This is a genomic window from Nocardioides sp. Leaf374, assembly GCF_916862475.1.
Lineage (GTDB): Bacteria > Actinomycetota > Actinomycetes > Propionibacteriales > Nocardioidaceae > Nocardioides > Nocardioides kribbensis.
Map to the genome: position 1 here is coordinate 175,798 of NZ_CAKASO010000001.1, position 23,065 is coordinate 198,862.

Annotated in this window: 23 protein-coding genes and 2 tRNA genes; 11 read left to right on the plus strand and 14 right to left on the minus strand. The window is 75.0% G+C overall.

Annotated elements, in window-relative coordinates; translation table 11 throughout:
* Positions 1 to 222 precede the first annotated feature (222 nt).
* Positions 223 to 1,227 carry a hypothetical protein gene (locus tag LPA27_RS00905; RefSeq protein WP_228941163.1) on the plus strand — a complete coding sequence of 335 codons (1,005 nt, stop codon included), beginning with the start codon at positions 223 to 225 and terminating at the stop codon, positions 1,225 to 1,227.
* 31 nt (positions 1,228 to 1,258) lie between these two features.
* On the opposite strand, the gene LPA27_RS00910 is transcribed toward LPA27_RS00905, so the two are convergent.
* Positions 1,259 to 3,382 (minus strand): DEAD/DEAH box helicase, encoded by a 2,124-nt coding sequence (locus tag LPA27_RS00910; protein WP_228941164.1) that lies wholly within the window; start codon positions 3,380 to 3,382, stop codon positions 1,259 to 1,261.
* 386 nt (positions 3,383 to 3,768) lie between these two features.
* Here LPA27_RS00910 and LPA27_RS00915 point away from each other — a divergent pair, with 386 nt between their 5' ends.
* Positions 3,769 to 4,062, plus strand: a complete 294-nt coding sequence (locus LPA27_RS00915) for a YiaA/YiaB family inner membrane protein (RefSeq protein ID WP_193663790.1) — start codon at positions 3,769 to 3,771, stop codon at positions 4,060 to 4,062.
* 45 nt (positions 4,063 to 4,107) lie between these two features.
* On the opposite strand, the gene LPA27_RS00920 is transcribed toward LPA27_RS00915, so the two are convergent.
* A complete protein-coding gene (locus LPA27_RS00920; RefSeq protein ID WP_228941165.1) occupies positions 4,108 to 5,484 on the minus strand; it encodes an aldehyde dehydrogenase family protein in 1,377 nt (458 codons plus the stop codon).
* On the minus strand, positions 5,484 to 6,443 hold the full coding sequence (locus LPA27_RS00925) for a TauD/TfdA dioxygenase family protein (RefSeq protein WP_228941166.1): 960 nt from the start codon (positions 6,441 to 6,443) through the stop codon (positions 5,484 to 5,486). The genes LPA27_RS00920 and LPA27_RS00925 overlap by 1 nt, the downstream gene beginning before the upstream one ends.
* 162 nt (positions 6,444 to 6,605) lie before the next feature.
* Here LPA27_RS00925 and LPA27_RS00930 point away from each other — a divergent pair, with 162 nt between their 5' ends.
* The 3 genes from LPA27_RS00930 to LPA27_RS00940 all read left to right on the plus strand — a co-directional run bounded on the left by LPA27_RS00930 (position 6,606) and on the right by LPA27_RS00940 (position 8,807).
* Positions 6,606 to 7,553 (plus strand): universal stress protein, encoded by a 948-nt coding sequence (locus tag LPA27_RS00930; protein WP_228941167.1) that lies wholly within the window; start codon positions 6,606 to 6,608, stop codon positions 7,551 to 7,553.
* A 248-nt stretch (positions 7,554 to 7,801) separates the two neighbouring features.
* Positions 7,802 to 7,966 carry a hypothetical protein gene (locus LPA27_RS00935; RefSeq protein ID WP_156698075.1) on the plus strand — a complete coding sequence of 55 codons (165 nt, stop codon included), beginning with the start codon at positions 7,802 to 7,804 and terminating at the stop codon, positions 7,964 to 7,966.
* 4 nt (positions 7,967 to 7,970) lie between these two features.
* On the plus strand, positions 7,971 to 8,807 hold the full coding sequence (locus LPA27_RS00940; RefSeq protein ID WP_228941168.1) for an alpha/beta fold hydrolase: 837 nt from the start codon (positions 7,971 to 7,973) through the stop codon (positions 8,805 to 8,807).
* Positions 8,808 to 8,832: 25 nt separating this feature from the next.
* Here LPA27_RS00940 and LPA27_RS00945 read toward each other — a convergent pair.
* The 7 genes from LPA27_RS00945 to LPA27_RS00975 all read right to left on the minus strand — a co-directional run bounded on the left by LPA27_RS00945 (position 8,833) and on the right by LPA27_RS00975 (position 14,317).
* A tRNA-Ala gene (locus LPA27_RS00945) sits at positions 8,833 to 8,905 on the minus strand.
* An 83-nt stretch (positions 8,906 to 8,988) separates the two neighbouring features.
* Positions 8,989 to 10,005 (minus strand): hypothetical protein, encoded by a 1,017-nt coding sequence (locus LPA27_RS00950; RefSeq protein ID WP_056865719.1) that lies wholly within the window; start codon positions 10,003 to 10,005, stop codon positions 8,989 to 8,991.
* A gap of 78 nt (positions 10,006 to 10,083) precedes the next feature.
* Entirely contained in the window at positions 10,084 to 10,689 is a 606-nt protein-coding gene (locus LPA27_RS00955) for a GNAT family N-acetyltransferase (protein ID WP_227489022.1), read from the minus strand.
* Positions 10,686 to 11,198: a MogA/MoaB family molybdenum cofactor biosynthesis protein gene (locus LPA27_RS00960; RefSeq protein WP_228941169.1), complete on the minus strand. Its 513-nt coding sequence runs from the start codon at positions 11,196 to 11,198 to the stop codon at positions 10,686 to 10,688. The genes LPA27_RS00955 and LPA27_RS00960 overlap by 4 nt, the downstream gene beginning before the upstream one ends.
* On the minus strand, positions 11,195 to 11,674 hold the full coding sequence (gene moaC, locus LPA27_RS00965; RefSeq protein ID WP_193663813.1) for a cyclic pyranopterin monophosphate synthase MoaC: 480 nt from the start codon (positions 11,672 to 11,674) through the stop codon (positions 11,195 to 11,197). Before moaC ends, LPA27_RS00960 begins: the two co-directional genes overlap by 4 nt.
* Positions 11,674 to 12,906 (minus strand): gephyrin-like molybdotransferase Glp, encoded by a 1,233-nt coding sequence (gene glp / locus LPA27_RS00970; protein WP_056865806.1) that lies wholly within the window; start codon positions 12,904 to 12,906, stop codon positions 11,674 to 11,676. The genes moaC and glp overlap by 1 nt, the downstream gene beginning before the upstream one ends.
* A complete protein-coding gene (locus tag LPA27_RS00975) occupies positions 12,899 to 14,317 on the minus strand; it encodes a UTP--glucose-1-phosphate uridylyltransferase (protein ID WP_228941170.1) in 1,419 nt (472 codons plus the stop codon). Before LPA27_RS00975 ends, glp begins: the two co-directional genes overlap by 8 nt.
* A 23-nt stretch (positions 14,318 to 14,340) precedes the next feature.
* Here LPA27_RS00975 and LPA27_RS00980 point away from each other — a divergent pair, with 23 nt between their 5' ends.
* Positions 14,341 to 14,937, plus strand: coding sequence for a 5-formyltetrahydrofolate cyclo-ligase (locus LPA27_RS00980; RefSeq protein WP_228941171.1), 597 nt, complete (start codon positions 14,341 to 14,343; stop codon positions 14,935 to 14,937).
* Between the two features lie 33 nt (positions 14,938 to 14,970).
* On the opposite strand, the gene LPA27_RS00985 is transcribed toward LPA27_RS00980, so the two are convergent.
* On the minus strand, positions 14,971 to 17,661 hold the full coding sequence (locus tag LPA27_RS00985) for a penicillin acylase family protein (protein ID WP_082500539.1): 2,691 nt from the start codon (positions 17,659 to 17,661) through the stop codon (positions 14,971 to 14,973).
* 96 nt (positions 17,662 to 17,757) lie between these two features.
* On the opposite strand from LPA27_RS00985, the gene LPA27_RS00990 reads away from it, so the two are divergent.
* From LPA27_RS00990 to LPA27_RS01000, 3 genes are all read left to right on the plus strand, one after another.
* Entirely contained in the window at positions 17,758 to 18,108 is a 351-nt protein-coding gene (locus tag LPA27_RS00990) for an FmdB family zinc ribbon protein (protein WP_228941172.1), read from the plus strand.
* A gap of 77 nt (positions 18,109 to 18,185) precedes the next feature.
* Positions 18,186 to 18,893: an SAF domain-containing protein gene (locus LPA27_RS19200; RefSeq protein WP_267477171.1), complete on the plus strand. Its 708-nt coding sequence runs from the start codon at positions 18,186 to 18,188 to the stop codon at positions 18,891 to 18,893.
* 51 nt (positions 18,894 to 18,944) lie between these two features.
* The gene (locus tag LPA27_RS01000; protein ID WP_228941173.1) at positions 18,945 to 19,316 is read left to right on the plus strand and encodes an MscL family protein; all 372 of its coding nucleotides are present in this window, start codon (positions 18,945 to 18,947) and stop codon (positions 19,314 to 19,316) included.
* A gap of 43 nt (positions 19,317 to 19,359) precedes the next feature.
* Here LPA27_RS01000 and LPA27_RS01005 read toward each other — a convergent pair whose 3' ends face one another.
* Positions 19,360 to 19,554, minus strand: coding sequence for a hypothetical protein (locus LPA27_RS01005; RefSeq protein WP_228941174.1), 195 nt, complete (start codon positions 19,552 to 19,554; stop codon positions 19,360 to 19,362).
* On the minus strand, positions 19,554 to 20,783 hold the full coding sequence (locus LPA27_RS01010) for an LCP family protein (RefSeq protein ID WP_228941175.1): 1,230 nt from the start codon (positions 20,781 to 20,783) through the stop codon (positions 19,554 to 19,556). Before LPA27_RS01010 ends, LPA27_RS01005 begins: the two co-directional genes overlap by 1 nt.
* Before the next feature lie 178 nt (positions 20,784 to 20,961).
* Between LPA27_RS01010 and LPA27_RS01015 the strand changes: the two genes are divergently transcribed.
* Positions 20,962 to 21,034 (plus strand) — tRNA-Arg (locus LPA27_RS01015).
* A gap of 85 nt (positions 21,035 to 21,119) precedes the next feature.
* Positions 21,120 to 21,863: an SDR family NAD(P)-dependent oxidoreductase gene (locus tag LPA27_RS01020; RefSeq protein ID WP_228941176.1), complete on the plus strand. Its 744-nt coding sequence runs from the start codon at positions 21,120 to 21,122 to the stop codon at positions 21,861 to 21,863.
* Positions 21,864 to 21,890: 27 nt separating this feature from the next.
* Here the strand turns inward: LPA27_RS01020 and LPA27_RS01025 are convergent, their stop codons facing one another.
* Positions 21,891 to 23,063, minus strand: coding sequence for a saccharopine dehydrogenase family protein (locus LPA27_RS01025; RefSeq protein ID WP_228941177.1), 1,173 nt, complete (start codon positions 23,061 to 23,063; stop codon positions 21,891 to 21,893).
* Between the last annotated feature and the right edge of the window lie 2 nt (positions 23,064 to 23,065).

Below are 23,065 nucleotides of genomic sequence, written 5' to 3' on the forward strand. Positions count from 1 at the left end.
TCCCACATCGATCCGGCAGATCGGTGGCAGCGTTCCTGTCGACCCCACCGGTCCGGCGCCGCGGATCGAGACCGGATCGTGATGGCCGCCCGCTGGGATCCGCGGGTCCGCGGGCGGGGCGCCGGGTAGGAAGGGAGGCGTCGACGCGGGAGCTGCTCGGAGCCCCCGCACGGGCCGAGGAACGGCGGTGGGCGGATGCTCTCGCGACGCACGCGCACCCGGGTGGCAGCCCTCCTGCTCGCGCTCTGCGCGGCGCTCGCCGGGTGCGCACCGGCGGGTGAGGAGGGCGGGGCCGGCGACCTGACGGTGCCGGTCGGAGCCCCGACCTACGACGTCGCCGCGCCGGCGTGGGCCGTCGGGCGGTCGCTGCACGTGGGTGACGTCGTGCTCGACGTGCGCCCCGCGCCCGAGGCGTTCGTCGTGACGACCGCCGGCGTCTACTACCTGGCCCGCGGCACGCTGTGGTTCACCGACGGCGCCGACCCCGTGGCGGTCGCGGAGGTGGACACCGACCGGCTGGCCCTGTCCACCGACGGGCGGCACCTGGGCCTGCTCGACCGGGTGCACGGGCCCACCGACGCGGCCGGCGTCGCGGCGGCGGTCGCCGTCGTGCTCGACGTGACCACCGGCAAAGAGGTGCTGCGGACCCGTCCCGCGCGGCCCACGGTCGACGTCGCCGCGCTCTACGCCGCGCAGCCCCCGACGTTCGTCGGGTTCGACGAGGACGCCGCCTACGTCGCCGACCCCCTGGTCGAGGGCGTCACCCGGCTGCCGCTCGACGGCGGGCCGGGCGGGCCGGCCCCCGACGACCTGCGGGTGGACCGCTCCCTGGGCTCCGAGGTCGACGTCGTGCGGACGACGGCGGGCCACCTGAGGCTGGCCCGCGACGGTGAGCGGCCCGACGCCCGCGCCCTGCTGTCGCCGGCCGGCGACCTGCTCCACCCCCTGGGCGCCGCGACCCCGCCCCGGGCCTACGACGCCGCCTCGGGGGTGCCGGTGCGCTTCGACCCGGGCGAGCGGTGGTTCCAGCTCGGCGGCTGGATCGACCAGGACACCTACTACGGCGCGGCGAGCGCCGACGGCTCCTCGGCCGGGCCCAGCGGGCGCACCGTGGTCGTCGCCTGCGACGTCAGGGCACCGCGGTGCCGACCGGTCAGCGCGGAGTTCCAGCTGCCGACCGGCCCCGAGCTGGTCTTCGGCACCGGCAGCCCCGCGACCGCTCGCTGAGCCGCCCCGGGGCCGGGCCCCGGGACGGCTCTCAGCCGCGCGCCTGGAGCGCCTCGGTCAGCAGCGCGACCAGCGCCTCCAGCTGCACGTCGACCGAGCTGGACACCTCGTCGTCGGAGCCGTCGAGCGCCCGGGCGGCCAGGCCGGCCTTGCTGTCGATGAGCTCGGCGACCTTGGTGTCGATGGTCTGCGCCGCGATGATCCGCCACGCCGTCACCGGCTCGGCCTGGCCGATGCGGTGGATCCGGTCGATGGCCTGGGTCTGCTCCGCGTCGGTCCACGACAGCTCGGCGAGCACCAGGTTGGAGGCCACCTGCAGGTTGAGCCCCACGCCGGCCGCCATCAGCGAGCAGACGACGATCTGGACGTCGGGGTCCTCCACGAAGGCGTCGATGTTCTTCTGCCGCACGCGCGGGGTCTGGTCGCCGCGGATCGAGGCGTAGCTGATGCCCCGCTTGGCGAAGGTCTCCTCCGCGACGTCCATGACGTCGAGGTGCTTGGCGAAGAAGACGACCTTGCCGACGTTGCGCGCCAGCTGCGCGGCGTAGTCGGCCGCGAGGCCGGCCTTGGCCTGGCCGATGCGCCGCATCATCGAGAACACGTTCTCGTCGGTCTTCGTGGTCGTGGTGTCCTCGCGCTCCCACGTCGCGACCCGGCGCACCAGCTCGTGGTCGATGCCGGCCACGGTGCGGCCCGAGGTGCGGGTGGCCAGCGCGGTGTCGTAGCGCGCGACCATGCGGCGGGCCAGCTCGCGCTCGGCCTCGCGGATGGAGCGGCCGATCTCGTCGTCGAGCTCGACGGGCAGGTCGGCGACGCGTCGTGCGGGGATGTCGGAGGCCACGTCGACCTTGCGGCGCCGCACGATGCCCATGTCGACCACGGCCGCGCGGGCCGCGGGGTAGAACGCCGGGTCGGCCGGGGTCATCCCGGTCTCCTCCAGCTTCTCCATCAGCCGGGCGCGCGGGGTCTTGTCGTCGGTCCAGCCGAGGAACTGCCAGATGGCGCGGAAGTCCTCGATGTCGTTGATCAGCGGCGTGCCGGTGAGCGCCATCAGCAGCGGCCGGGCGATGCGGGCGCGGATCCGCTCGGAGAGCTGGAGCACGTGCTGGGAGCGCTGGGAGGTCTTGTTCTTGATGAAGTGAGCCTCGTCGACCACCATGCCGCGGAAGCCGAGGTCGCCCAGCCAGCCGACGTGGCGGTCGAGGATCTCGTAGTTGACCACCACGATGTCGGCGAAGCCGTCGACGGTGTCGCCGTTGCCGTGGACCACCGTGACCGCGCGGTGCGGCGTCCAGCGCTCGGCCTCGCGGGCCCAGTTGGTCTTCACCACGTTGGGCACCACGACGAGCAGCGGGTAGGCCCCCGCCGCCTGCGCGGCCAGCAGCGCCTGGGCGGTCTTGCCCAGGCCCGGCTCGTCGGCCAGCAGGAAGGTGCGGTGGCCGTCGGCGGCGGCCTGCACGACCTGCGCCTGGTGGTGCATCAGCTCCAGGCGGCCCGGCGCCGCGACGGAGGCGGTGTCGGGCAGCGGCATGCACGCGGAGTGGCCGCCGGCGTACTCGAAGGAGCGCAGCAGGGGGCCGATGAGCTCCCAGCCGGCCAGGCGCCGCGGGCGCGGCTCGGTGGGCTCGGCGTTGGCGAAGTCGGGCACCAGGAAGGGGTTGGCCAGCTTCCGGGCGATGACCGACTGCGGCACGATCCGCTTCTCGGCCAGGCCGGTCACCGGGGTCTCCTCGCGGTCGGCCACGACGCGCTGCTCGATGCCGGCGGCCTCGAGCATCTCGCGCTTGAGCAGCGCGGCCGACTCCGAGAGCCGCGCGTCCTCGGCGAGCAGCTGCAGCAGGGAGGTGTCGCGCGCCGCGGTCTTGGCCAGGATGGTGGCGACGCCGTCGAGGCGCTTGAGCTGCTCGGCGCGCTGGGCCTCGGTGACCTCCTCGTCGGCCTTGACGCGGGCCCGCTCCTCGCGCACCAGGATCGCGACGACCTGGAACTTGGTGCGCAGCGAGGAGGCGACCGACCCGCGGGCCACGCCGTTCTCGACCTCGCGCACGGCACGCGCCAGCACCGGGATGATGCCCTCGTTGTCGATGTCGCGCACGCGCCGTTGGCGCGTCGCGGTGCGGGACCCGCCTGAGCGGCGCTGGTCTCGTCGAGCCACGTACTCCTCCTCTGGAGCGCCCGGCGTGCACGACCCCGTCGCGGGGTGGCGGCCCGCGCCGGCGGCGCGGCGACCGTCTCGGACGCACGGGCCGGGCGGCCGCTGCGTCACGTGTCCATCGCGTGTCTCGGCCCCGACCCGACCACGGGGGTTCGGGACGCCGAGGGGCTGCTGCCGGTCTCGGCGTGGAGCCGCGGTCACCGGGTGGTGACCGCCTGGCGGCTGCGGGCCGCCCCTGGCGCCACGGGCGCCGGGGCACCCGGAGGCGCCGCGACCATGGTAGCCGCACCCGGGCCGGTTGAGCACTCGGGCTCAGGCGCGGCGCGGCGGGCGCCGCCAGGCTGGTGGGCACACCGGCCACCCCGGCCCCGACCAGGAGGACCACCATGAGCTCGCCGAACCCCCGCAGCACCCAGAACACCACGGCCTTCTTCGCCCAGGCCGCGATCTCCTTCGGCGCCGCCCTGCTCGGCCTCGCGATCGCCGTGCTCTACCTGCCGGTCGACCCGTGGGTGCGGGCCTTCCTCGCGATGACCACGCTCTTCCTGGTCTCCTCCTCCTTCACCCTGGCCAAGGTCGTGCGCGACAACCAGGAGAACAGCGCGGTCACCACCCGTCTCGACCAGGCCCGCGTCGACAAGCTGCTGGCCGAGCACGACCCCTTCCGCGCCGTCTCCTGAGCCTCCCCGCCCGGGTCGGCACCGGTCGGCCCGGGCGCGCGCCGCTCAGCGCGGCACGCGCGTCATCACGTGCTTGAAGCGGGAGTAGTCGTCGATCGAGCGGGTCGACAGCTCCGCGCCGTAGCCCGACGCACCGAACCCGCCGAACGGCATCTCCGAGACCGTCGTCAGGTGGTCGTTGACCCACACCGTGCCGAAGTCGAGGCCTCGGGTGAAGCGGTCGGCCCGGGCCAGGCTCGCGGTCCAGACGCTGGCCGCGAGCCCCTGCTCGACGTCGTTGGCCAGGGCCAGCAGGGCCTCGTCGTCGGGAGCCCGCTGCACCGTCACCACCGGGCCGAAGACCTCGCGCTGCACCACCTCGTCGCGCTGCCCCACCCCGGTCAGCACGGTGGGCGCGTAGAACCAGCCGGGACGCTCGAGCCGGCGCCCGCCCACCTCGACCCGGGCCCCGCCCGCGACCGCGCGGTCGACGAAGCCGGCCACGCGGTCGAGCTGGCGCCGGCTGACCAGCGGGCCCAGCCGGGTGTCCTCGTCGGCGGGGTCGCCGACGCGCAGGTCGCGCACGGCCTCGACGTACGCCGCCAGGAAGGCGTCGTGGACGGAGTCGGCCACCAGCACCCGGCACGCCGCGGTGCAGTCCTGGCCGGCGTTGAGGAAGCCGGCCGGCACCAGGGTGGCGACGGCGTCGTCGAGGTCGGCGTCGTCGCAGACCACGACGGGCGCCTTGCCGCCCAGCTCGAGGTGCACCCGGGTCAGCGACTCGGCCGCGGTCGCCGCGACCGCGCTGCCGGTGGCGCTGTCACCGGTCAGCGAGACCAGACGCACCCGCGGGTCGCGCACGAGGGCCTGGCCCACCTCTGCCCCGCCGAGCACCACCCCGAGCACCCCCGCGGGCAGCACGCGGGAGGCCAGCTCGACCAGTCGCAGCGTCGAGCGCGGGGTCAGCTCGGAGGGCTTGACCACCGCGGTGTTGCCGGCGGCCAGCGCCGGGGCGACCTTCCAGACGGCCTCGAGCAGCGGGTAGTTCCACGGCGTGACGAGGGCGACCACACCGAGCGGCTCGCGGCGCAGCGTGGAGGTGCGACCGGCGGCGTACTCCCCGGCGGAGCCGGCGCTCGGCACCCGGGACGCGCCGGCGAGGAAGCGCAGGTTGTCGACCACCCCGGGCAGCTCCTCGCGGGCGTGGTGGACCGGCTTGCCGACGTCCTCGGAGTCCAGCAGCGCCAGCTCCTCGGCGTGCTCCTCCACGAGGCCGGCGAGGGCGAGGAGCGCGTCGGCACGCGCCCCCGGCGTGCTGCGCGACCAGTCGGGGAAGGCCGCGGCGGCGGCGTCGACCGCGCGGGTCACCGCAGCGGTGTCGCTGGTCGCCAGGCTCGAGCGCACGCCGCCGGTCGCGGGGTCGACGAGGTCGAGCAGCGGCATCAGCTGATCAGCTCGTCGATGCGCGAGTAGGCCTGCGCGTCGCCGCGCAGCACCCGGCTGCGACGCCCGTCGATGCTCACCGGCACGTCACCGGCCACGGTGATGCGGCGCATCTCGCGGTAGGCCGTGCCGAAGTCGGCCACGGCGTAGTGCTGGGTGGCGCGGTTGTCCCACATGGCCACGTCACCGGGCTGCCAGGTCCAGCGGATCGTGTTCTCCAGCCGGGTGATCCTGTTCTGGAGCAGGGTGAAGACCGCCACGGACTCCGCGGAGTTGAGGCCGCTGAAGGCCTTGACGAAGTGGCCCAGCACCAGCGAGCGCTCCCCCGTCTCGGGGTGCACGCGCACCACGGGGTGCTCGGTCTCGAAGAGCTGGGAGGTGAAGTCGGCGCGGGTGTAGCGCGCGTCGGGCTCCTCGGAGTCCTCCTCGTGCTGGGCGTAGTCGTAGGAGTTGGTGTGGACGGCCCAGAGGTCGTCGACCAGGGCGCGCAGCGAGGCGGGCAGCGCGTCGTAGGCGGCCACCGTGTTGGCCCACACCGTGTTGCCCCCGAAGGGCGGGAGCTCCACGGCGCGCAGGACGCTGATCGCGGGCACCCGGTCGACGAAGGTCACGTCGGTGTGCCAGGCGTTGGCGGCCATGCCCTTGTCGGCAGTGACCGTGAAGACCCGGGCGCTGCCGGTGTTGACGGTCGGGTGGGCGGTCGTGAGGGGGCCCATGGTCTCGGCGAAGGCCTGGTGCGCGGCGTCGTCGAGGTGGTCCTGGCCGCGGAAGAAGACGACCTTGTGACGCAGGAGGGCCCCGCGCACGGCCGCGACCGTCGCCGCGTCGAGGTCGCCCCCGAGGCGCACGCCGTCGACGCGCGCCCCGATACGGGCGCCGAGCTGGTGGACGTCGAGCCGGTGGACGTCGAGCCGGTCGCCGCCGTGGGCGGCCTCGGGGCGGTCGAGGGTGCTGGTCATGGCTGCTCCTGCGCGCGTCGGGTCGGGTCGGATGGCGTACCAAACCATAGTGACACACGTGAGTTACTCGGGTTCGACTCGCGGCGGGGCCGGGACGCACGACCCCCGACGTCAGGACGTCCGCCCCTGCCCCGCGGCGCACGGTGCGTCGAGGCTGGGGGCATGGACCTCTCCCCTCGCCCCGACGACCAGACCCTGCCCGCCGCGAGCGCCGGCGAGACCGCCCACGTGCCGCCGGGCAGCATCGTCGTGGGCGTCGACGGGTCGGAGACCGCGGCCCAGGCGCTGGTGTGGGCCTGCGACCAGGCCGACCTCGAGCAGCGCCCGCTGACCGTGGTGCACGTGCTCGAGCCCGTGCAGGTGCCGGCGTCCGGCATGTACGCCACCACGGCGATCGACTACGGCCTGCTGCTCGACCAGGTGCGCGAGGGCGGGGCCGCGCTGCTGGCCGCCGCCGAGGCCACCGCCCACGAGCGGGCGCCCGGCGTGGTCGTGCACCGCGTGATGTCGAGCGCCGACCCGCGTGGCGTGCTGCTCGGGCTCTCGCGCCAGGCCGCGATGGTCGTCCTCGGCTCCCGCGGCCGCGGCCCGCTGCGCAGCCTGCTCCTCGGCTCGGTGAGCGTCTCGGTCTCCAAGCACGCCTCCTGCCCGGTGGTGGTGCGCCGACCCGACCACCCGCAGCGCCCGAGGACCGGCGTGCTGGTCGGTGTCGACGGCACCGCGCGCTCCCTCCCGGCCGTCGAGTTCGCCTTCCGGATGGCGTCCTTCCGCGGGCGCCCCCTGATCGTGCAGCACTCCTACTTCGACGCCACCGAGGCCCTGGCGGTCCAGCGCGGGCTGCCCGCCCCCGAGCTCGCCGACGAGCAGGCCCTGGTGGCCGAGTCGCTGGCCGGGATGGCCGAGAAGTTCCCCGAGGTCGACGTGGAGGTCAGGCTGGGCCGGGGCTTCGCCGACCACAACCTCGTCGAGGCCTCACGCGACGCCGACCTGGTGGTCGTCGGCCACCAGGTCGACGGACCGCTGGAGGACCTGCTCTACGGCTCGGTGGCCCCCATCGTGGTCGAGCACGCCCTCGGAGCCGTCGCCGTCGTGCCGGTGCCGGCGCCCTGAACCGGCCCCCTCGCGCTCAGGTGGTCGCGGTGCCGGGCGAGCCCGGCCAGCGGCGGGCCGCGGGGGCGCTGAGGGCCGAAGGTCCCGCCGCCGCGCCGCGGAGGTCACCTCCTCGAGGGACTCGGCGGGCTCCGGGCGGGGGCAGGGCCGGGCGCGGGGCGGCACCCACGCGTCAGCCCTCCGTCACGGCAGCGTCACGCCGGTGGCGGCGGGCCACGGCGGCACGGCGAGACGCGTACGGTCGCACGATGAAGCTCACCTGCACCTACCGACCGCGCAACGCGTGGGGTGAGGAGGTCGAGCGCCACGTGGAGGGCCCCGACCCCCGCTCCACCGCCGACTTCCTGGCCCTGCTCGACGCCGAGGCCCCTGACGGCCACGAGCTGGTCAGCGTGAGGATCGTGCGACGCTGAGGGCGTGAGGCCCACCCCCGACGTCCACTGGTCCGCTCCCGTGCCCGCGGCCGACCGCGGCACCGGCGTGCTGGTGCTGGCCGGCTCCAGCGGCCGCCTCGACACAGGACGCGCCGACCTCCCCGCCGCCCACGGCGCCACCGCGGTGGCGCTGCGGTGGTTCGGCGGGCAGGGCCAGCCGGCCCAGCCGTGCGAGGTGCCGCTGGAGACCTTCGCCGGCGCCCTCGACCGGCTGGCTACCTCGTGCGAGCGGGTGGCCGCACTCGGCACGTCGTACGGCGCGGAGGCCGCGCTGCTGCTGGCCTGCCACGACGAGCGCATCGACGCCGTGGTGGCACTGGCGCCCACCGACGTGGCCTGGGAGGGCGCCCGGGAGGCCGACGACGACCCGCCGCTCCCGAAGTGGACCCGTCGCGGCGAGCCGGTGCCGTTCGTGCCGCTCGACCGCACCTGGACCCCGCCGCCCGACCCGGCCTTCGTGGAGGTCTACGAGCGCAGTCGCGCGCGGGCCGCGCTCGGAGTGGTGGCCGCGGCCACCCTCCCGGTGGAGCGGATCGGCGGCGACGTGGTGCTCGTGGCCGGCGGCGACGACCGGGTGTGGGACAGCGAGGGACAGGCCCGGCGGATCGCCGCGCGCCGCGCCGCGGCCGGACTCACGACCACGGTGCTGGTCGATCCCGCCGCCGGTCACCCCGTGGTGCTGCCCGGCGAGGACGCGCCCGACCTGCGCCGGCCCTACCAGGTCGGCGGCGACGCGGGCGCGCCGCAGCGGCTCGGGGCGCTGGCCTGGCCCGCGATCGCCGACGCCCTGCGCCTGGCACGACGAAGGCCCGCAGCCTGAGGGCTGCGGGCCTTGCGTCGATCGGTGGAGCTGAGGGGATTCGAACCCCTGGCCTTCTCATTGCGAACGAGACGCGCTACCAACTGCGCCACAGCCCCGGGTGCGTCACCGCCGACGAGCGGCGGGCGATGCGGTGGGAAACGTTAGCACCGTCGCGGCGCCGTCACGAATCCGATGCCCGTCAGGAGCCCGTGCGGCGCGAGGACCCCTCCTCGCGGGCGGCCTTGGCCGCGCGGGCCTGGTCGTCGGCCTCGCGGGCCAGCGCCGAGTCGGCCTCGGAGCGCCCGGAGGTCCACACGCCGGTGTCGTCGAGGTCGATGGTGCGCACCGTGCGGCGGGCCGCGGCGGGCTTGGAGACGTAGGTGGGCAGCGTGACCGGCACGGGGTCCCACAGGGCGGCGTCCGGGGTGGGGTCGGCCTGCACGGCGCTGATCTCCTCGGTCACCTCGCCGGGCAGCTCGAACTCCTCGCGCGGCTCGGGCGCGGGCGCCTCGAGGGGCCCGGCGGCCAGGGCCACGTCGAGCACGACCTCGGAGACGAAGGTGACGGCGGCGTGGGGGGCGTCCTCGGTCGCGCCGGTCCCGCCGGTCCCGGCGGCAGCGGTGCCGGCCGGGGTGGCGGGCGCGCGGCGGGCGCGGCCCAGACCGCGCTCCTGGCGCACCATCAGCCGGCAGGCCACCAGCCAGGCCACCAGCAGGGCGCCGGGGGCGGTGAGCGACCACCAGGAGACCACCGCGGTCGCGGCGAGCACGCCGACCACGACGAGGGCCAGCAGCAGGACGGCCAGCACGTTGCGACGGCGGCGCGCGGCGCTGCGCGCGGCCGCGCGACGGGCCACCGGCGACGGCGTACGGGTCGGAGCCCCGGCGGCGTCGACCGTCGCGTCGGTCGGGGGCGCGGGTGCCGGGGAGGAGACGGACACCGTGGACTCCAGGCGCACGGCCTCGCCGGCGGGGCCGGCCGCGGCACCGCCCTTGGTGGTCACCACGGGGCCCGAGGGCGCCCGGCCGGGCTGCACCACCAGGCGTGCGTCGCGCCGGTCGACCGGCTCGCGCCGGGCCAGCACCCGCATGCTCTGGGAGAAGCGCTCCACCGAGCGGCTCCGCGTCACCTCGTCGTGGTGGCGCAGGGCCTTCGGGACCAGGTAGACGGCCCACGCCACGGCGAGGGCGAGGAAGATGAATGCGCTCAGGTCCACCCCCGCAGCCTAGGTTCACTGCCTCAGGGGCTCTCGGATGTCAACCCGTGTGTCGCAGATCAGCTGCCGGGAGCGGGCTCAGACCACCCGGCGCAGTAGCCCGTCGGGGCAGTCCTCCGCGGTGACGGCGTAGAGCCGGTGGTCGCGCCAGGCGCCGTCGATGTGGAGGTAGCGCGGGGCGTAGCCGACCTCGGTGAGCCCCAGCTTCTCGACCACGCGCAGGGAGTTGGAGTTCTCCGGGCGGATCGCGACCTCGATGCGGTGCAGGCCCAGCCCGGTGAAGCAGTGGTCGATGACCATCGCCACCGCGCGCGGCATGATGCCGCGTCCCGCGGCGTCGCGGTCGAGCCAGTAGCCCACCGAGGCGAAGAGCGCGGAGCCCCGCACCACGTTGTTGACGGTCACCTGGCCCACGAAGCGGCCGTCCACCTCGACGACGAAGGGGTACGTCGTGTCGTGGCGGGCCTGGCGGTGCAACCGGCGCACCAGCGCCCGGAAGGTCGTGGGCCGGTCGTCGCCGCCCGGCGGCACCGTGGCGTCCCACGGCATCAGCCAGGCGGCGTTGCGACGCCTCGTCGCGCGCCAGGCGTCGGCGTCGCCGCGGCGCAGCGGACGCACGGTGACCTCCTCGTGGCGCAGGGCCACCGGCCAGGCCGACCGCGGGGGGCGCTGGTCACGGCTCAATGGTCGCTCCCCACGACCTGCTCGGCCGCGTGCACCAGCACGGGCGTCAGCACCGCCAGGCCGTCCTTGACGCCGCCGCGCGAGCCGGGGAGGTTGACGACCAGGGTGGTGCCGACGACGCCGGCGATCCCGCGCGACAGCATCGCCGTCGGCACGCCCTGGGCGACGCCGTGCGCACGGATGGCCTCGGCGATGCCCGGCACCTCGCGCTCGACCACGCTGCGGGTGGCCTCCGGGGTGCGGTCGGTGGGGGTGAGACCGGTGCCGCCGGTGGTGAGGACCACGCGTGCCCCCGCCTCGACCGCGGCGCGGATCGCCGCGGCGACCGGCTCCCCGTCGGGCACGACCGCCGGCTCGCCGACCTCGAAGCCCAGCCCGAGGAGGGCCTCGACGATGAGCGGTCCCGTGGTGTCGGCGTACACACCGGCGGAGGCGCGGTTGGAGGCCACGACCACCGCGGCGGGGAGGCCGTGGGCGGGCGCGGCCGGTGTCGTCGGCTCGGGGGTCATCGCGCCCAGTCCCCCGACTTCCCGCCGGTCTTGGTCTCGACGCGCACGTCGGTGATCACCGCGCCCTTGTCGACTGCCTTGACCATGTCGACGACCGTGAGCGCGGCGACCGAGACCGCGGTGAGCGCCTCCATCTCCACACCGGTGCGGTCAGTGGTGCGCACGGTCGCGAGGATCTCCACGGCGTCGTCGGCCACGGCGAGGTCGACGGTGACGCCGGAGACCGCGAGTGGGTGGCACAGGGGGATCAGGGCGGGGGTCTGCTTGGCGCCCATGATGCCGGCGATGCGGGCCACGGCCAGCGCGTCGCCCTTCGGCACGCCCTCCCCGCGCAGCAGGCCGACCACCTCGGGCGAGACGAGCACCCGCCCGGAGGCCGAGGCCGTGCGGGCGGTGACGGCCTTGGCCGAGACGTCGACCATGCGCGCGGCGCCGGTCTCGTCGACGTGGGTGAGCCCGCCCGGGCGCTCGCCCATCAGAACTCCTCGTCGAGCCGGATGACCTGCACCGGCTCGCCGGCGCCGATCGACAGCGTGTCCTCGGGCACCACGATGAGCGCGTCGGAGGCCGCGAGGTCGCCGACCAGGTGCGAGCCCGACCCGCCGACCGGGGTGACGGTGGCCTGCCCCGAGGCGGCGTCGTACTCCCCGCGCAGGAACTGGCGCCGACCCGGCGGCGAGGTGATGGCGTGGGTCAGGCGGGCCTGCACCAGGGGGCGGGAGTGGGGGGTGATGCCCATCATCTTGCGCAGCGCCGGCAGCACGAACATCTCGAAGGAGATGTAGGAAGACACCGGGTTGCCCGGCAGGCAGAAGATCGGCGTGGCGTCGTCGCCCACGGTGCCGAAGCCCTGGGGCTTGCCCGGCTGCATCGCCACGGGGCCGAACCACACCGTGCCCAGCGGCCGCAGCGCCTCCTTGACCACGTCGAAGTCGCCCATCGAGACCCCGCCCGAGGTCACCACGACGTCGGCGCGCACGAGCTGGTCGGCCAGCGCGTCGAGGAAGGCGCGCGGCTGGTCGGGCACGATCCCGACGCGGTAGGCCAGCGCCCCGGCGCGACGCGCGGCGGCGGCCAGGAGGTAGGAGTTGCCGTCGTAGATCGAGTCGTGGCCCAGCGGCTGCCCGGGCTCGCGCAGCTCGGTGCCGGTGGAGAGGATGACCACCCGCGGGCGGGGCCGGGAGGCGACGCTGGCGCGGCCCACCGAGGCGAGCAGCCCGAGGTGGCGCGGGCCCAGGACGGTGCCCTCCTCGATGAGCAGGTCGCCCACCGAGACGTCGTCGCCGGCCACCCGCACGTGCTGGCCCGGCGAGGGCGAGCGCTCGATGCGCACGCGCGCGACCCCGTGGTCGGTCCACTCGTAGGGCACGACGCAGTCGGCGCCGCTGGGCACCGGCGCGCCGGTCATGATCTTGGCCGCCGTGCCGGGGGGCAGCGTCAGCAGCTGGGCGTTGCCGGCGCCGATCTCGCCGACCACGGGCAGCTCGACGGGCGACTCCTCGCCGGCGTCGGCGACGTCGGCGTGGCGCACGGCGTAGCCGTCCATGGCGGAGTTGTCGAAGGAGGGCAGCGCGATGCCGGCGGTGACCGACTCGGCTGCCGCGAGGCCGAGGGTCTCCATCAGCGGCTGCTGCACGTGGCCGAGCGGGGTGATCGCCTCGAGCACCCGCGCGAGGTGCTGCTCGACGGTGATCGGGGCGTCAGCCACGGGCACGACCGTCGGTGGCGCCGGCCGTGGAGGCCTCGCCGGTGAGGACCTCGCCGCCGGGCAGGCGCTGGGCCGAGCGCGCCGAGAGCGCGACGTCGCCGACGACCTGCACGCCCTTGCCGAAGGTGAAGTCGCCCTCGACGCGCAGCGAGGAGGCGCCCTTCATCGAGGGCGCGCCCTCGGGGAAGCGCTTGTCGAACTCGCCGACCAGCTTGTAGAAGTCGCCGTCGAGGTCGACGAAGGGCACCTCGTCGGCGGTCTGGTCGAGCACGAAGTCGCGCCCCAGGTCGTAGACGTCGGAGCGCAGCACCAGCAGGTCGTTGGTCGTCTTGACCGGCACGAAGCGGTCGCGCCCGACCTCGATGAGCGTGGAGCCCTCGAAGACCTCGATCGCGGCACCCATCGCGGTCTCGATCTGCACGACCTCGGTGGTGGACCTGTCGCCGGGGTCGACGTTCTTGACGTTGCGGATCATGGGCAGGCCGAGGATGCCGTCGCGCTGGTCGAGGGCCGCCTTCATCGCGGCCAGGTCGAACCACAGGTTGTTGGTCGAGCAGAACCGGTGCCGGTCGAGGTCGGCCAGGGCGTCCTTGTCGGCGTCGAGGGTCTGCGCGGTCTCGCGCAGCACGATCCGGCCGTCGGAGCGACGGCGCGCGAAGTGGCCGCCCTTGCGGTCCGAGGGGGTGCGGCGCACGGCCTCGATGGCGAAGGGCGCGCCGCTCGCGGCGAACCAGCCGGCGACCCGGGCGTCGGGCACGGCGCCGAGGTTGTCGGAGTTGGAGACGAAGACGCGCTCGTAGCCCGCCGCGATCAGCTCGTCGAGCAGGCCCGTGCCCCGCAGCGCGGTGTAGAGGTCACCGTGCCCGGGCGGACACCACTCCAGGTCGGGGTCCTTGGGGTACTCGACCGGGGCGAGGTCCTTGAGCCGCAGCTTGGGCTCCTTGTTCTGCAGGAACTCCAGCGGCAGACCGGCGACCGGCAGGTCGTCGTAGCGCGCGAGGGCGGCCATGGTGTCGCCCGAGGTGCGGAAGGAGTTCATGAAGATCAGCGGCAGGTTGGCGTCGTACTGCCTGCGCAGGTGCAGCACCTGGCGGGCGATGATGTCGAGGAAGGACAGCCCGCGGCGCACGCACAGCAGCGACTTGGCGCGGTCCATGCCCATCGAGGTGCCGAGGCCGCCGTTGAGCTTGATCACCGCGGTGGTGCGGATGGCCTGCGCGGCGACCTCGTCGGAGACCTCGACGTCGGCCAGCGACTCCATGTCGACCGGCTCGATGGTCGACTCCGGGATCATCCCGGTCTCGCCGTGCTCGAGGAGGCGGTAGTAGTGGGAGAACGTGTCGATCGCGACCTCGTCGACCCCCGCGGCGGCCATCTTGTCGCGCGCCATGTGCAAGCCAGGTGAACCCATGATGTCGATCGTAGGCTTCCGGGGTGGCCGCCTCGCAACCTCCCGCCCGATCCGCGGCCAAGACCGCCCTGCGCGACCGGCTCGTCACCGCCCGTCGTCGGCGCCCGCTGAGCGAGCGGGCGGAGGTCGCGGCGGCCGTGGCGGCCCACCTGCTGGCCGCGCCCGAGGTGCGCCGCGCGGCGACGGTCGCGGCCTACGTCGCGGTCGGGGACGAGCCCGGCACCGCTCCCCTGCTCGACGCCCTCGAGGCCTCGGGGCGCCGCGTGCTGCTGCCCGTGCTGCTCCCCGACGACGACCTCGACTGGGCGGCGTACGCCGGGCCGGGCTCGCTCGCCCGCGCCGGCCGGGGCCTGCTGGAGCCCGTCGGCCGGAGGCTGGGCCCCGAGTCCGTCGCGACCGCCGACGTGGTGCTCGTGCCGGGCCTGGCCGTCTCACCGCGCGGGGAGCGGCTCGGCCGCGGGGGCGGCTCCTACGACCGGGCGCTCGCGCGGGTGCCGGTCGGCACCTTCACCTGCGTGCTGCTGCACGACGAGGAGGTCGGCCTCGACGTGCCCGTCGACGCCCACGACCTCCCGGTCACCGCCGCCGTCAGCCCCGCCGGCGTGGTGCGACTGCGCTGACCCGCGGCCTGACACGCGGCCTGCTCCTCGGGTCTACTCCTCGGCGGGCGCCAGCGTCATCGTGTCGTCGGCGGCGGCGCGCACGGCGTCGGGGCTGAAGGCCCAGGCCAGGGTCTCGCCGCGCGCCCACAGGTCGGTCTGGTCGGTGTAGTGGGGGTGGAAGGGGTGGCCGCTGACGCCGGTGAGGTTGATCCACCGCGAGTCGTCGAGGTCGGCCAGCGACACCACCATCCGCATCGAGGGGGCCGCGGTCACGGTGTAGCCCTCGGCCGCGTCCCACGCCGTGGCGTCGACCGCGGAGCCGCCGCCGCCGGCCTTCCACCCGCCGCGGTTGACCAGCCACTCCACGGGCGCGATGCCGGAGTCGCCGAGGGTCTGCTCGCGCAGCTCGAGGCGGTGCAGGTGGCCCCACTCCCAGTCGTCGGCGTCGTGGGCGTCGAGGCGCGTCAGCTCGTCGCGGGCGTCGAGCATCGACTGGCGCAGCACGTCGTCGCGGGTCTCGACCACGTCCTCGGTGGTGACGTCGTCCCACCACGGGTCCCGGGGCTCGCGCAGCAGCCGCTCCATGACGGCCCACCAGCGCTGGCCGCCGTCGGGGCGCACCTCGGGTGAGAGCTCGTCGTCGAAGGTCTGCTGCAGCACCGTGCGCCACACGACGTTGAAGTAGGCCGCCGCCGCGCTCTGCGGACCCTCGGCGGGCTGGGTGAAGTCCCAGTCGCGCAGCTGGCGCTGCCCGCCGGTGTAGTAGCCGCCGGGCATCCGCTGCTGGAGCAGGTACGGCGTGAGCACCGGCCCCAGCGCGCTGGCGGTGTCGAGCTGCAGGTCGGTCATGTCGCCCACCGACACCGTGCCGCCGTCGGCGAAGCGGTCCTCCAGCACGTCGCGGATGCGCTGGGAGCGGTAGCCGCGGTCCCAGTCGTCGGTGAAGAAGGAGGGGAAGTCCTGCGCGACCACGGCCTGGTTGGCGGTGACGACGAAGCCGTCCTCGGGGTCGAGCACGTGGGGCAGCGAGCTGAAGGGCAGGTAGTCACCGGTCCAGTCGTTCTCCGAGCGCCAGCCCGCGGCGGGCAGCCGCCCGTCGTTGCCCGACTTGCGGATCGGGATCCGCCCCGGCGCCTGGTAGCCGATGTGGCCCTCGCGGTCGGCGTAGACGAGGTTCTGCGCCGGCACGGCGAAGGAGGAGGCCGCGGCCCGGAAGGAGTCCCAGTCGGTGGCCAGGTTCAGCTGGAGGATCGCGTCGGCGGTCGGGGCCGGGCGCAGCGCGGTCCACTGCAGCGACACCGCGAGCTCCTCGCCCTCGCGCACCGCTCCCCCGGGCGGGTCGGCCGCCTCGGCGTCGGCGACCCGGCCGATCGCCTCGGAGACGTCGGAGAGGATCGGCCCGTGGGCGGTGGCGCGCACCTCGAGGGTGACGTCGTCGCCGTCGCGCACCTCCACGGTCTCGGTGCGGGTGCGCAGCGGGCGGCGCTCGCCGTCCTGGATCCAGCTGTCGCCGTCGACGCGCTCGAGGTAGAGGTCGGTGACGTCGGGGCCGAGGTTGGTGAAGCCCCAGGCGATGTCGGCGTTGTGGCCGATCACCACCCCCGGCACCCCGGAGAAGGTGAAGCCGGCGACGTCGAGGGCGCAGGCGGGCGACACCGTGCGGCAGTGCAGGCCCATCTGCATCCAGACCCCGGGCAGCCCGACCCCGAGATGGGGGTCGTTGGCCAGGATCGGCGCGCCGGTCGTGGAGTGCTCGCCGTCGACGACCCAGGAGTTGCTGCCGACGCCGTCGCCGCGCCCCAGCCACGCCGGCAGGTCCTCCAGACCGCGACCGACCGCGCGCAGGGCCGCGACCTGGTCGGCGCGCCACGGCGGGCGGACCGGGTTGCGGGAGCCGCCCCGCTCGGCGTCCTGCTCGAAGACGTCGTCCACCACCGCCCCCTGGTCGACGATCGGCGCGTGCTCGTCGTACGGGTAGGGCGGCCAGAGCTCGGCCGCGCGCTCCGGGCCGACGTCGGCGGCGGTGAGCACCCGGTCGATCTCGTCGGACATGTTGCCGCGCAGGTCCCACGCCATGGCCTTGAGCCAGGCGAGGGAGTCGACCGGCGTCCAGTCGGCGGGGCGGTAGTCGAGGCCGCTGAGGTCGAGCAGGGTGTACTCGATCGCGATCTCGGAGGGGTCGTGCTGGTCGAGGTAGGCGTTGACGCCCTCGCTGTAGGCCTCCAGCGCGGCGCGGGTCTCGGGCTCGAGCAGGCCGAGCTCCTCCTCGGCCACCCGGCGCCAGCCCATCGTGCGCACCACCAGGTCGCTCTCCAGGGCGGCCTCGCCGAAGAGCTCGGCCAGCCGGCCGGCGGTGGCGTGACGGCGCACGTCCATCTCGTAGAAGCGCTCCTGGGCCTGCACGTAGCCCTGGGCGCGCACGAGGTCCTCCACCGAGTCGCCGTAGAGCTGGGGCACGCCGTGGTCGTCGCGCACGACCTCCACCTCGCCCTCCAGGCCCGGCAGGCTGGCCTCGCCCGTGGTCTGCGGGAAGGGCCGGCGCACCACCACCGTGGCCGTCACCAGGCCCGCGAGCAGCACCAGCACGAGACCCACCACGACGTACGTCGAGACACGCAGCGAGCGGGGCAGGCCGCGGAAGACGACCCAGCCGGAGGCCCAGGCCCGGCGGGTGCGCCGCGGCCACGAGGCCGGGCCGACCTGGGTCGGATCGGGCGAGGACGGGGCGGCGGGGTCGGTCATGGTGGACCTCATTGTGCCTTGGCGTAGCATTGGCAGTCGCCGGGTCGGAGTGCCAATCCCTCCCCCGGAAGCCGTCGAGTCCGACCGGGGAGAACCGTGCCGACCTACCAGTACGCCTGCACCGAGTGCGGGCACGCCTTCGAGCAGTTCCAGAGCTTCTCCGACGCCTCGCTCACCGAGTGCCCCCAGTGCCACGGGCGCCTGCGCAAGGTGTTCAACGCCGTGGGCGTCGTCTTCAAGGGCTCCGGCTTCTACCGCAACGACAGCCGCTCCACCACGACCTCCTCCGACGCCGGGTCGTCCTCGACCACGCCCGCCGCGCCGGCCGCCTCGGGCGGGTCGGGCTCGTCGAAGGGGTCGGACTCCGGCTCGTCCTCGTCGGGCTCGTCCTCCACGCCGTCGACCTCCTCGTCCTCCTCCGCGAAGCCGGCCGCCAGCTCGAGCTGACCCGGGCCGACCCGGCCGGGCACCGCGCCTGTGGAGAGGCCGCCGCACGGCCCGGCGATCCGGCCTAGCGTCGGGCCATGCGCTCCTTCCCCGCGTCCGTCGCCGACCGGCCACGCACGACGGCTGCCGACGGGCCCCACGCCCGGTCGCGTCGCCGGTGGCGGGAGCCGTTGCGCGCCGTCCGGCGCGCCGTGCTCGCCCGGCGCCGGGTGCTCGCCGCGCTGCTGACCGCGATCGCGGTGGTCGCCGGCCTCCGGGCCGCGACCGCCCCGGCGGCGCCGACCCGCCCGCTGCTCGTGGCGGCGCACGACCTGCCGGCCGGCACCGAGCTCACCGCCGCCGACCTGGTGCGCGTCGAGCAGGTGCCGGGCACGCAGCCGGCCGGCCTGGCGCCCGACCCGGTGGGGCGGGTGCTGGCGGCGCCGCTGCGCCGCGGCGAGGCCGTGACCGACGTGCGCCTGGTCGGGCCCGCCCTCGCCCCCGAGGGCCTCACCGCGGTGCCGGTGCGGCTGCCCGACGCCGAGATGGCCGGCCTGCTGCGCGTGGGCGACCGGATCGACCTCATCGCCACCGACCCGCAGGGCGCCGAGCCCCGGGTGGTGGCGCCGGGCGTGCAGGTGGTCGCGCTGCCGGGCGACGCGGCGTCGACCGGCACCGGCGGCCAGGGAGGCGCGGGGCTGGGGACGACCGGTCGCGTGGTGGTGGTCGCCGCACCCGACGTGCTGGTCGCGGGTCTGGCCGACGCGGCCGTGCGCACCTTCCTCACCTGGGCGTGGGCCCGCTAACGTGCCGCCCGGGGCGGGACCGGCTCGTCCCGCGCACCCGAGGGAGAGCCCATGCTCGGTGGATTCAAGAACTTCCTGCTCCGCGGCAACCTGGTCGAGCTGGCCACGGCCTTCATCATGGCCGCAGCCTTCGCCGCCGTGGTCACCGCGACCGTCGACGTGCTGATGGACCTGATCGGCAAGATCGGGGGCACGCCGAACTTCTCCAGCTACAACCCCGGCGGCGTCTCCGTCGGCGCGTGGCTGACCGCGCTCATCTCGTTCGTGATCATGGCCGCGGTCGTCTACTTCTTCATCGTCACGCCCTTCACCAAGGCCAAGGAGCGCTACTTCCCCAGCGCCCCTCCCGGCACGCCCGAGGACACGATGCTGCTGCGCGAGATCCGCGACGCGCTCAAGGGCCAGCAGACCCCCGGCGCCTGATCCGGGCCGGGACCGGCCCGCCCGGCGGGCCGGGACCCGTCGGTCAGGACCCGTGGTGCGGCGGCACCTGCTCGCGCAGCCAGGTGTCGCCGTCGCGGCGCTCGCGCTCCCCCGAGGCGTCCCGCTCGTCGCGGGTGGTCTCGGGGAGCGCGTCGCCGAAGATCTCGGCCAGGCGCTTGCGGCGCTGCCACGCCGTCTCCGGCGGGAGGGCACCCGGCGCGTCGCCCGCGGTCGCCATCAGGCGCACAGACCGGCGGCGCGCAGCTCCTCGGCCTTCGCCGCGGAGCCGGCCCCTTCGCCGCTGCCCCCGGAGCCGCCGGCCCCGGTCGTGCCGGGCACGTTGCCGGCGCTGATGGCGCTGCTGGTGAGCTCCTTGGTGAGGGGCTCGTCCTTGCGCAGCGCGTTCCAGACGTCGTTGGCCTGGTCGGTCCACACCAGCCGGTTGGGGTCGGTGGGGTCGACGGTGTTGGGGATGGTGAGGAACTGGATCTTGTCCAGCCCGATGTCGCGGAACTCGTAGCCCAGCTTGGCGATCTTGGCCAGGCTGCCCATGTCGTCGTCGAGGGTGAGCGACTCGGTGGCGGCCTCGAGGAAGCCGAGCAGCCGCGCGGGGTTGGCCAGGGTGTTGGCCGAGACCACGGTGTGGGCCATGGACGCGATGAAGGCCTGCTGGCGCTTCATGCGACCGATGTCGCTGCCGCCGGAGACGGCGTAGCGCTCGCGCACGTAGTTGAGCGCCTCGCGGCCCTCGAGCTCGCGGGTGCCGGCCTCGAGGTAGATCCCGTGGGCTCGGTCGTCGATGGTCTCGGGGATGCACATCTCGACGCCGCCCACGGCGTCGACCATGTCCTCGAAGCCCTCGAAGTCGACGACGACGAAGTGGTCGAGGCGGATGTCGGTGAGGTGCTCGAACTGCTGCACCGTGCAGGCGGGCCCGGCGAGCTCGAAGGCGGTGTTCCACATCTGGTAGGACGCCGCCGGGATGGTCTCGCCGTCGCCGGTCCTGCAGCTGGCGCGGTCGACCATCGAGTCGCGCGGGATGCTCACGCCGTAGGCGCGCTCGCGGTCGGCCGAGAGGTGCAGGAAGATCGTGGTGTCGGAGCGCTCGCCGCCGCCGGTGAGCCCGTCGATGTTGTTGCCCTCCCCGTCGCGGCTGTCGGAGCCCATGACGAGGATGTTGAGCGGCTCCTGGGGTCCGGCCACCTCGACCTTGTCGGGGCGCTCGCCCACGATCTGGTCGTCGATGTCGAGCACCGTGAGGTTGCCGCTGAGGTGGCGGTAGAGGTAGGTCACCGAGAGCCCCGACACCATGCCGAGCACGAGCACCGTGGTGAGCACGACCTTGAGGACCGTGTGGGAGCGGCGTCGTCGAGCGCGTCGCTTCCCGGTGCGGGTCACGGCGGTGTCGGGAGTCGCCACGTCGGGCTGGCCGGTCGAGCCGCGCTCGGTCTGGTCGGGCACTGTCACCTCGGGAGTCGGGGATGCGGACCCACGGTAGACGGGTCGACCTAGTGTGGGGCGACAGCCGCGTTACACCCAAATCACCTCGCGCGCCCAACCGCCGCGCCGGACGTGCCGCACATCGCGGTCTGCGCGTGGAGGGAGGTCGGCGACGTGGCAGGATGTCGGCGCGCACGACGCACCCGCCCCAGTAGCTCAGTGGATAGAGCAGCCGCCTCCTAAGCGAAAGGTCGCAAGTTCGACTCTTGCCTGGGGCACCCACGGCTGGCGCGGTCGGCGGTCCACACGACCGGCCGTCCGGCCACGGCGCCGCGCTGGCAGCGGCGACCTAGGCTCGGGCACATGGACCTGGGACTCTCGGGCGCCCGCGCGCTCGTCACCGGCGGCAACCGCGGCATCGGCCTGGCGACGGCGCGTCGCCTCAGCGCGGAGGGGGCGCGGGTGGCGCTGCTGGCCCGCGACGGCGAGGCGCTGCAGCGGGCCGCGGCGTCGCTCGAGGGGGCGGTGACGGTGCAGGCCGACACCACCGACGACGCCGCCGTGCGGGCCGCGGTGGAGCGCGCCGCGGGCGAGCTCGGCGGCCTGGACGTGGTGGTCAACGCCGCCGCTCCGCGGGCGAGCGGCGGGCGCACCCCGGGGCTGGCCGGCCTCGACGACGCGGAGTTCCTGGTGGAGATGGACACCAAGGCGCTGGGCTACGCCCGCGTCGTGCGCGCGGCGGCGGCGTACCTGCTCGACGGGGGCGGGCGGATCGTCAACGTCTCCGGCATGAACGCCCGCAAGACCGGCTCGATCACCGGCTCCGTGCGCAACATCGCGGTCGTGGCGCTCACCAAGAACCTCGCCGACGAGCTCGGGCCGCAGGGCGTCAGCGCCGTGTGCGTGCACCCCGGCCTCACCGTCACCGAGCGCAACGCCGACGACGGCCACTACCTGGTCAAGGCCGCCGACAACGCCCTGGGGCGTGCGATCACCGCCGACGAGGTGGCGACGGCGGTGACGTTCCTCTGCTCGCCCCACGCCGCGATCGTCAACGGCGGCGTGGTCACCCTCGACGGGGGCCGACCCGGGTCGCTGTGGGCCTAGGCGCCGACCCACCCGCCGAGGCGGGACTCAGGCCACGACCTCGAAGGTGAGGCCGGCGGCGACCAGCCGCGCGACGAGCGCGTCACCCATCGCCTGGGCCGTGGTGACGCAGCCGGCGGTGGCGTGCAGCTCGTCGAGCACCAGGCACAGCGCCGACTCGGCGAGCATCTTCGCGGTCTCGGAGTAGCCCGGGTCGCCGCCGGACACGCGGGTGTGGATCGAGCGTCCCTCGCTCTCCGCGACGAAGTCGACGGTGAACCACGACCGCGCACGGCGGCTCTCGTCGGGGCCCTCGCCCTGCTTGATCCGGCCGAGGAGCGCGTTGCGCAGCGGGCGCACCTGGGCGGCCAGGCCGATCGCGGAGACGCCGAGCGCACCGCCGGCGGCGTAGCGCAGCGTCTTGGTGCCGGCGAAGTGGGAGTAGCGGAACTCCGGCCCGTAGGCCTCCAGCGCCGCCCCGCTGCGCGCGACGACCTGGGGGTCGATGGTGGGCATCGGCAGCAGCCACAGACCGAGGGCCTTGTCGCGGTGGGGCTTGCCGGCGACCGCGCGCGAGGAGCGGCCCTCGGGTCGCGGCTCGGCACGGCGGCGGGCCTTGAGGGCCTCGCTCATCTGCTTGGCCCGGGCGAAGGCGCCGATGGCGGAGTGGAAGGTGCCGCCCGAGACCATGCCGCTGGCGCGGACCACGCCCCGCATGGCCACCGGGCCGCTGGCCCGCAGCTGCTGCACCGTGTAGAGCGCACCGAGGTCGTGCGGGATCGAGTCGAAGCCGCAGGCGTGCACGATCCGGGCACCGGTGCGGGCAGCCGTGGCGTGGTGGGCGACGTACATGCGGTCGACGAACTCCGGCTCGCCGGTCAGGTCGACGTAGTCGGTGCCGGCCTCGGCGCAGGCGCGCACCAGCGGCTCGCCGTGCTGGAGGTAGGGCCCGACGGTGGTGACGACGACCTTCGTGCGTGCCGCCAGGTCGGCCAGGCCCGCGGCGTCGGTGGCGTCGGCCTCGAGGAGCGGCAGGTCGGCGAGGGCGGGGTCGATCCTGACCAGGCGGGCGCGCACGCGCTCGAGCTTGTCGCGGCTGCGACCCACCAGGGCCCAGCGCAGCCCGGTGGGCGCGGTGCGGGCGAGGTACTCGGCGGTGAGGCCCCCGGTGAAGCCGGTGGCGCCGAAGAGGACGAGGTCGAGCTCGCGGGAGTCGGGCATGC

Excerpts from the sequence above, each read along its gene's own strand:
- LPA27_RS00915 (WP_193663790.1), top strand. The coding sequence starts at position 3,769 with ATGAGCTCGCCGAACCCCCGCAGCACCCAGAACACCACGGCCTTCTTC.
- LPA27_RS00920 (WP_228941165.1), bottom strand. The coding sequence starts at position 5,484 with ATGCCGCTGCTCGACCTCGTCGACCCCGCGACCGGCGGCGTGCGCTCG.
- LPA27_RS00925 (WP_228941166.1), bottom strand. The coding sequence starts at position 6,443 with ATGACCAGCACCCTCGACCGCCCCGAGGCCGCCCACGGCGGCGACCGG.
- LPA27_RS00930 (WP_228941167.1), top strand. The coding sequence starts at position 6,606 with ATGGACCTCTCCCCTCGCCCCGACGACCAGACCCTGCCCGCCGCGAGC.
- LPA27_RS00935 (WP_156698075.1), top strand. The coding sequence starts at position 7,802 with ATGAAGCTCACCTGCACCTACCGACCGCGCAACGCGTGGGGTGAGGAG.
- LPA27_RS00960 (WP_228941169.1), bottom strand. The coding sequence starts at position 11,198 with ATGACCCCCGAGCCGACGACACCGGCCGCGCCCGCCCACGGCCTCCCC.
- moaC (WP_193663813.1), bottom strand. The coding sequence starts at position 11,674 with ATGGGCGAGCGCCCGGGCGGGCTCACCCACGTCGACGAGACCGGCGCC.
- LPA27_RS00975 (WP_228941170.1), bottom strand. The coding sequence starts at position 14,317 with ATGGGTTCACCTGGCTTGCACATGGCGCGCGACAAGATGGCCGCCGCG.
- LPA27_RS00985 (WP_082500539.1), bottom strand. The coding sequence starts at position 17,661 with ATGACCGACCCCGCCGCCCCGTCCTCGCCCGATCCGACCCAGGTCGGC.
- LPA27_RS19200 (WP_267477171.1), top strand. The coding sequence starts at position 18,186 with ATGCGCTCCTTCCCCGCGTCCGTCGCCGACCGGCCACGCACGACGGCT.
- LPA27_RS01000 (WP_228941173.1), top strand. The coding sequence starts at position 18,945 with ATGCTCGGTGGATTCAAGAACTTCCTGCTCCGCGGCAACCTGGTCGAG.
- LPA27_RS01005 (WP_228941174.1), bottom strand. The coding sequence starts at position 19,554 with ATGGCGACCGCGGGCGACGCGCCGGGTGCCCTCCCGCCGGAGACGGCG.
- LPA27_RS01020 (WP_228941176.1), top strand. The coding sequence starts at position 21,120 with ATGGACCTGGGACTCTCGGGCGCCCGCGCGCTCGTCACCGGCGGCAAC.
- LPA27_RS01025 (WP_228941177.1), bottom strand. The coding sequence starts at position 23,063 with ATGCCCGACTCCCGCGAGCTCGACCTCGTCCTCTTCGGCGCCACCGGC.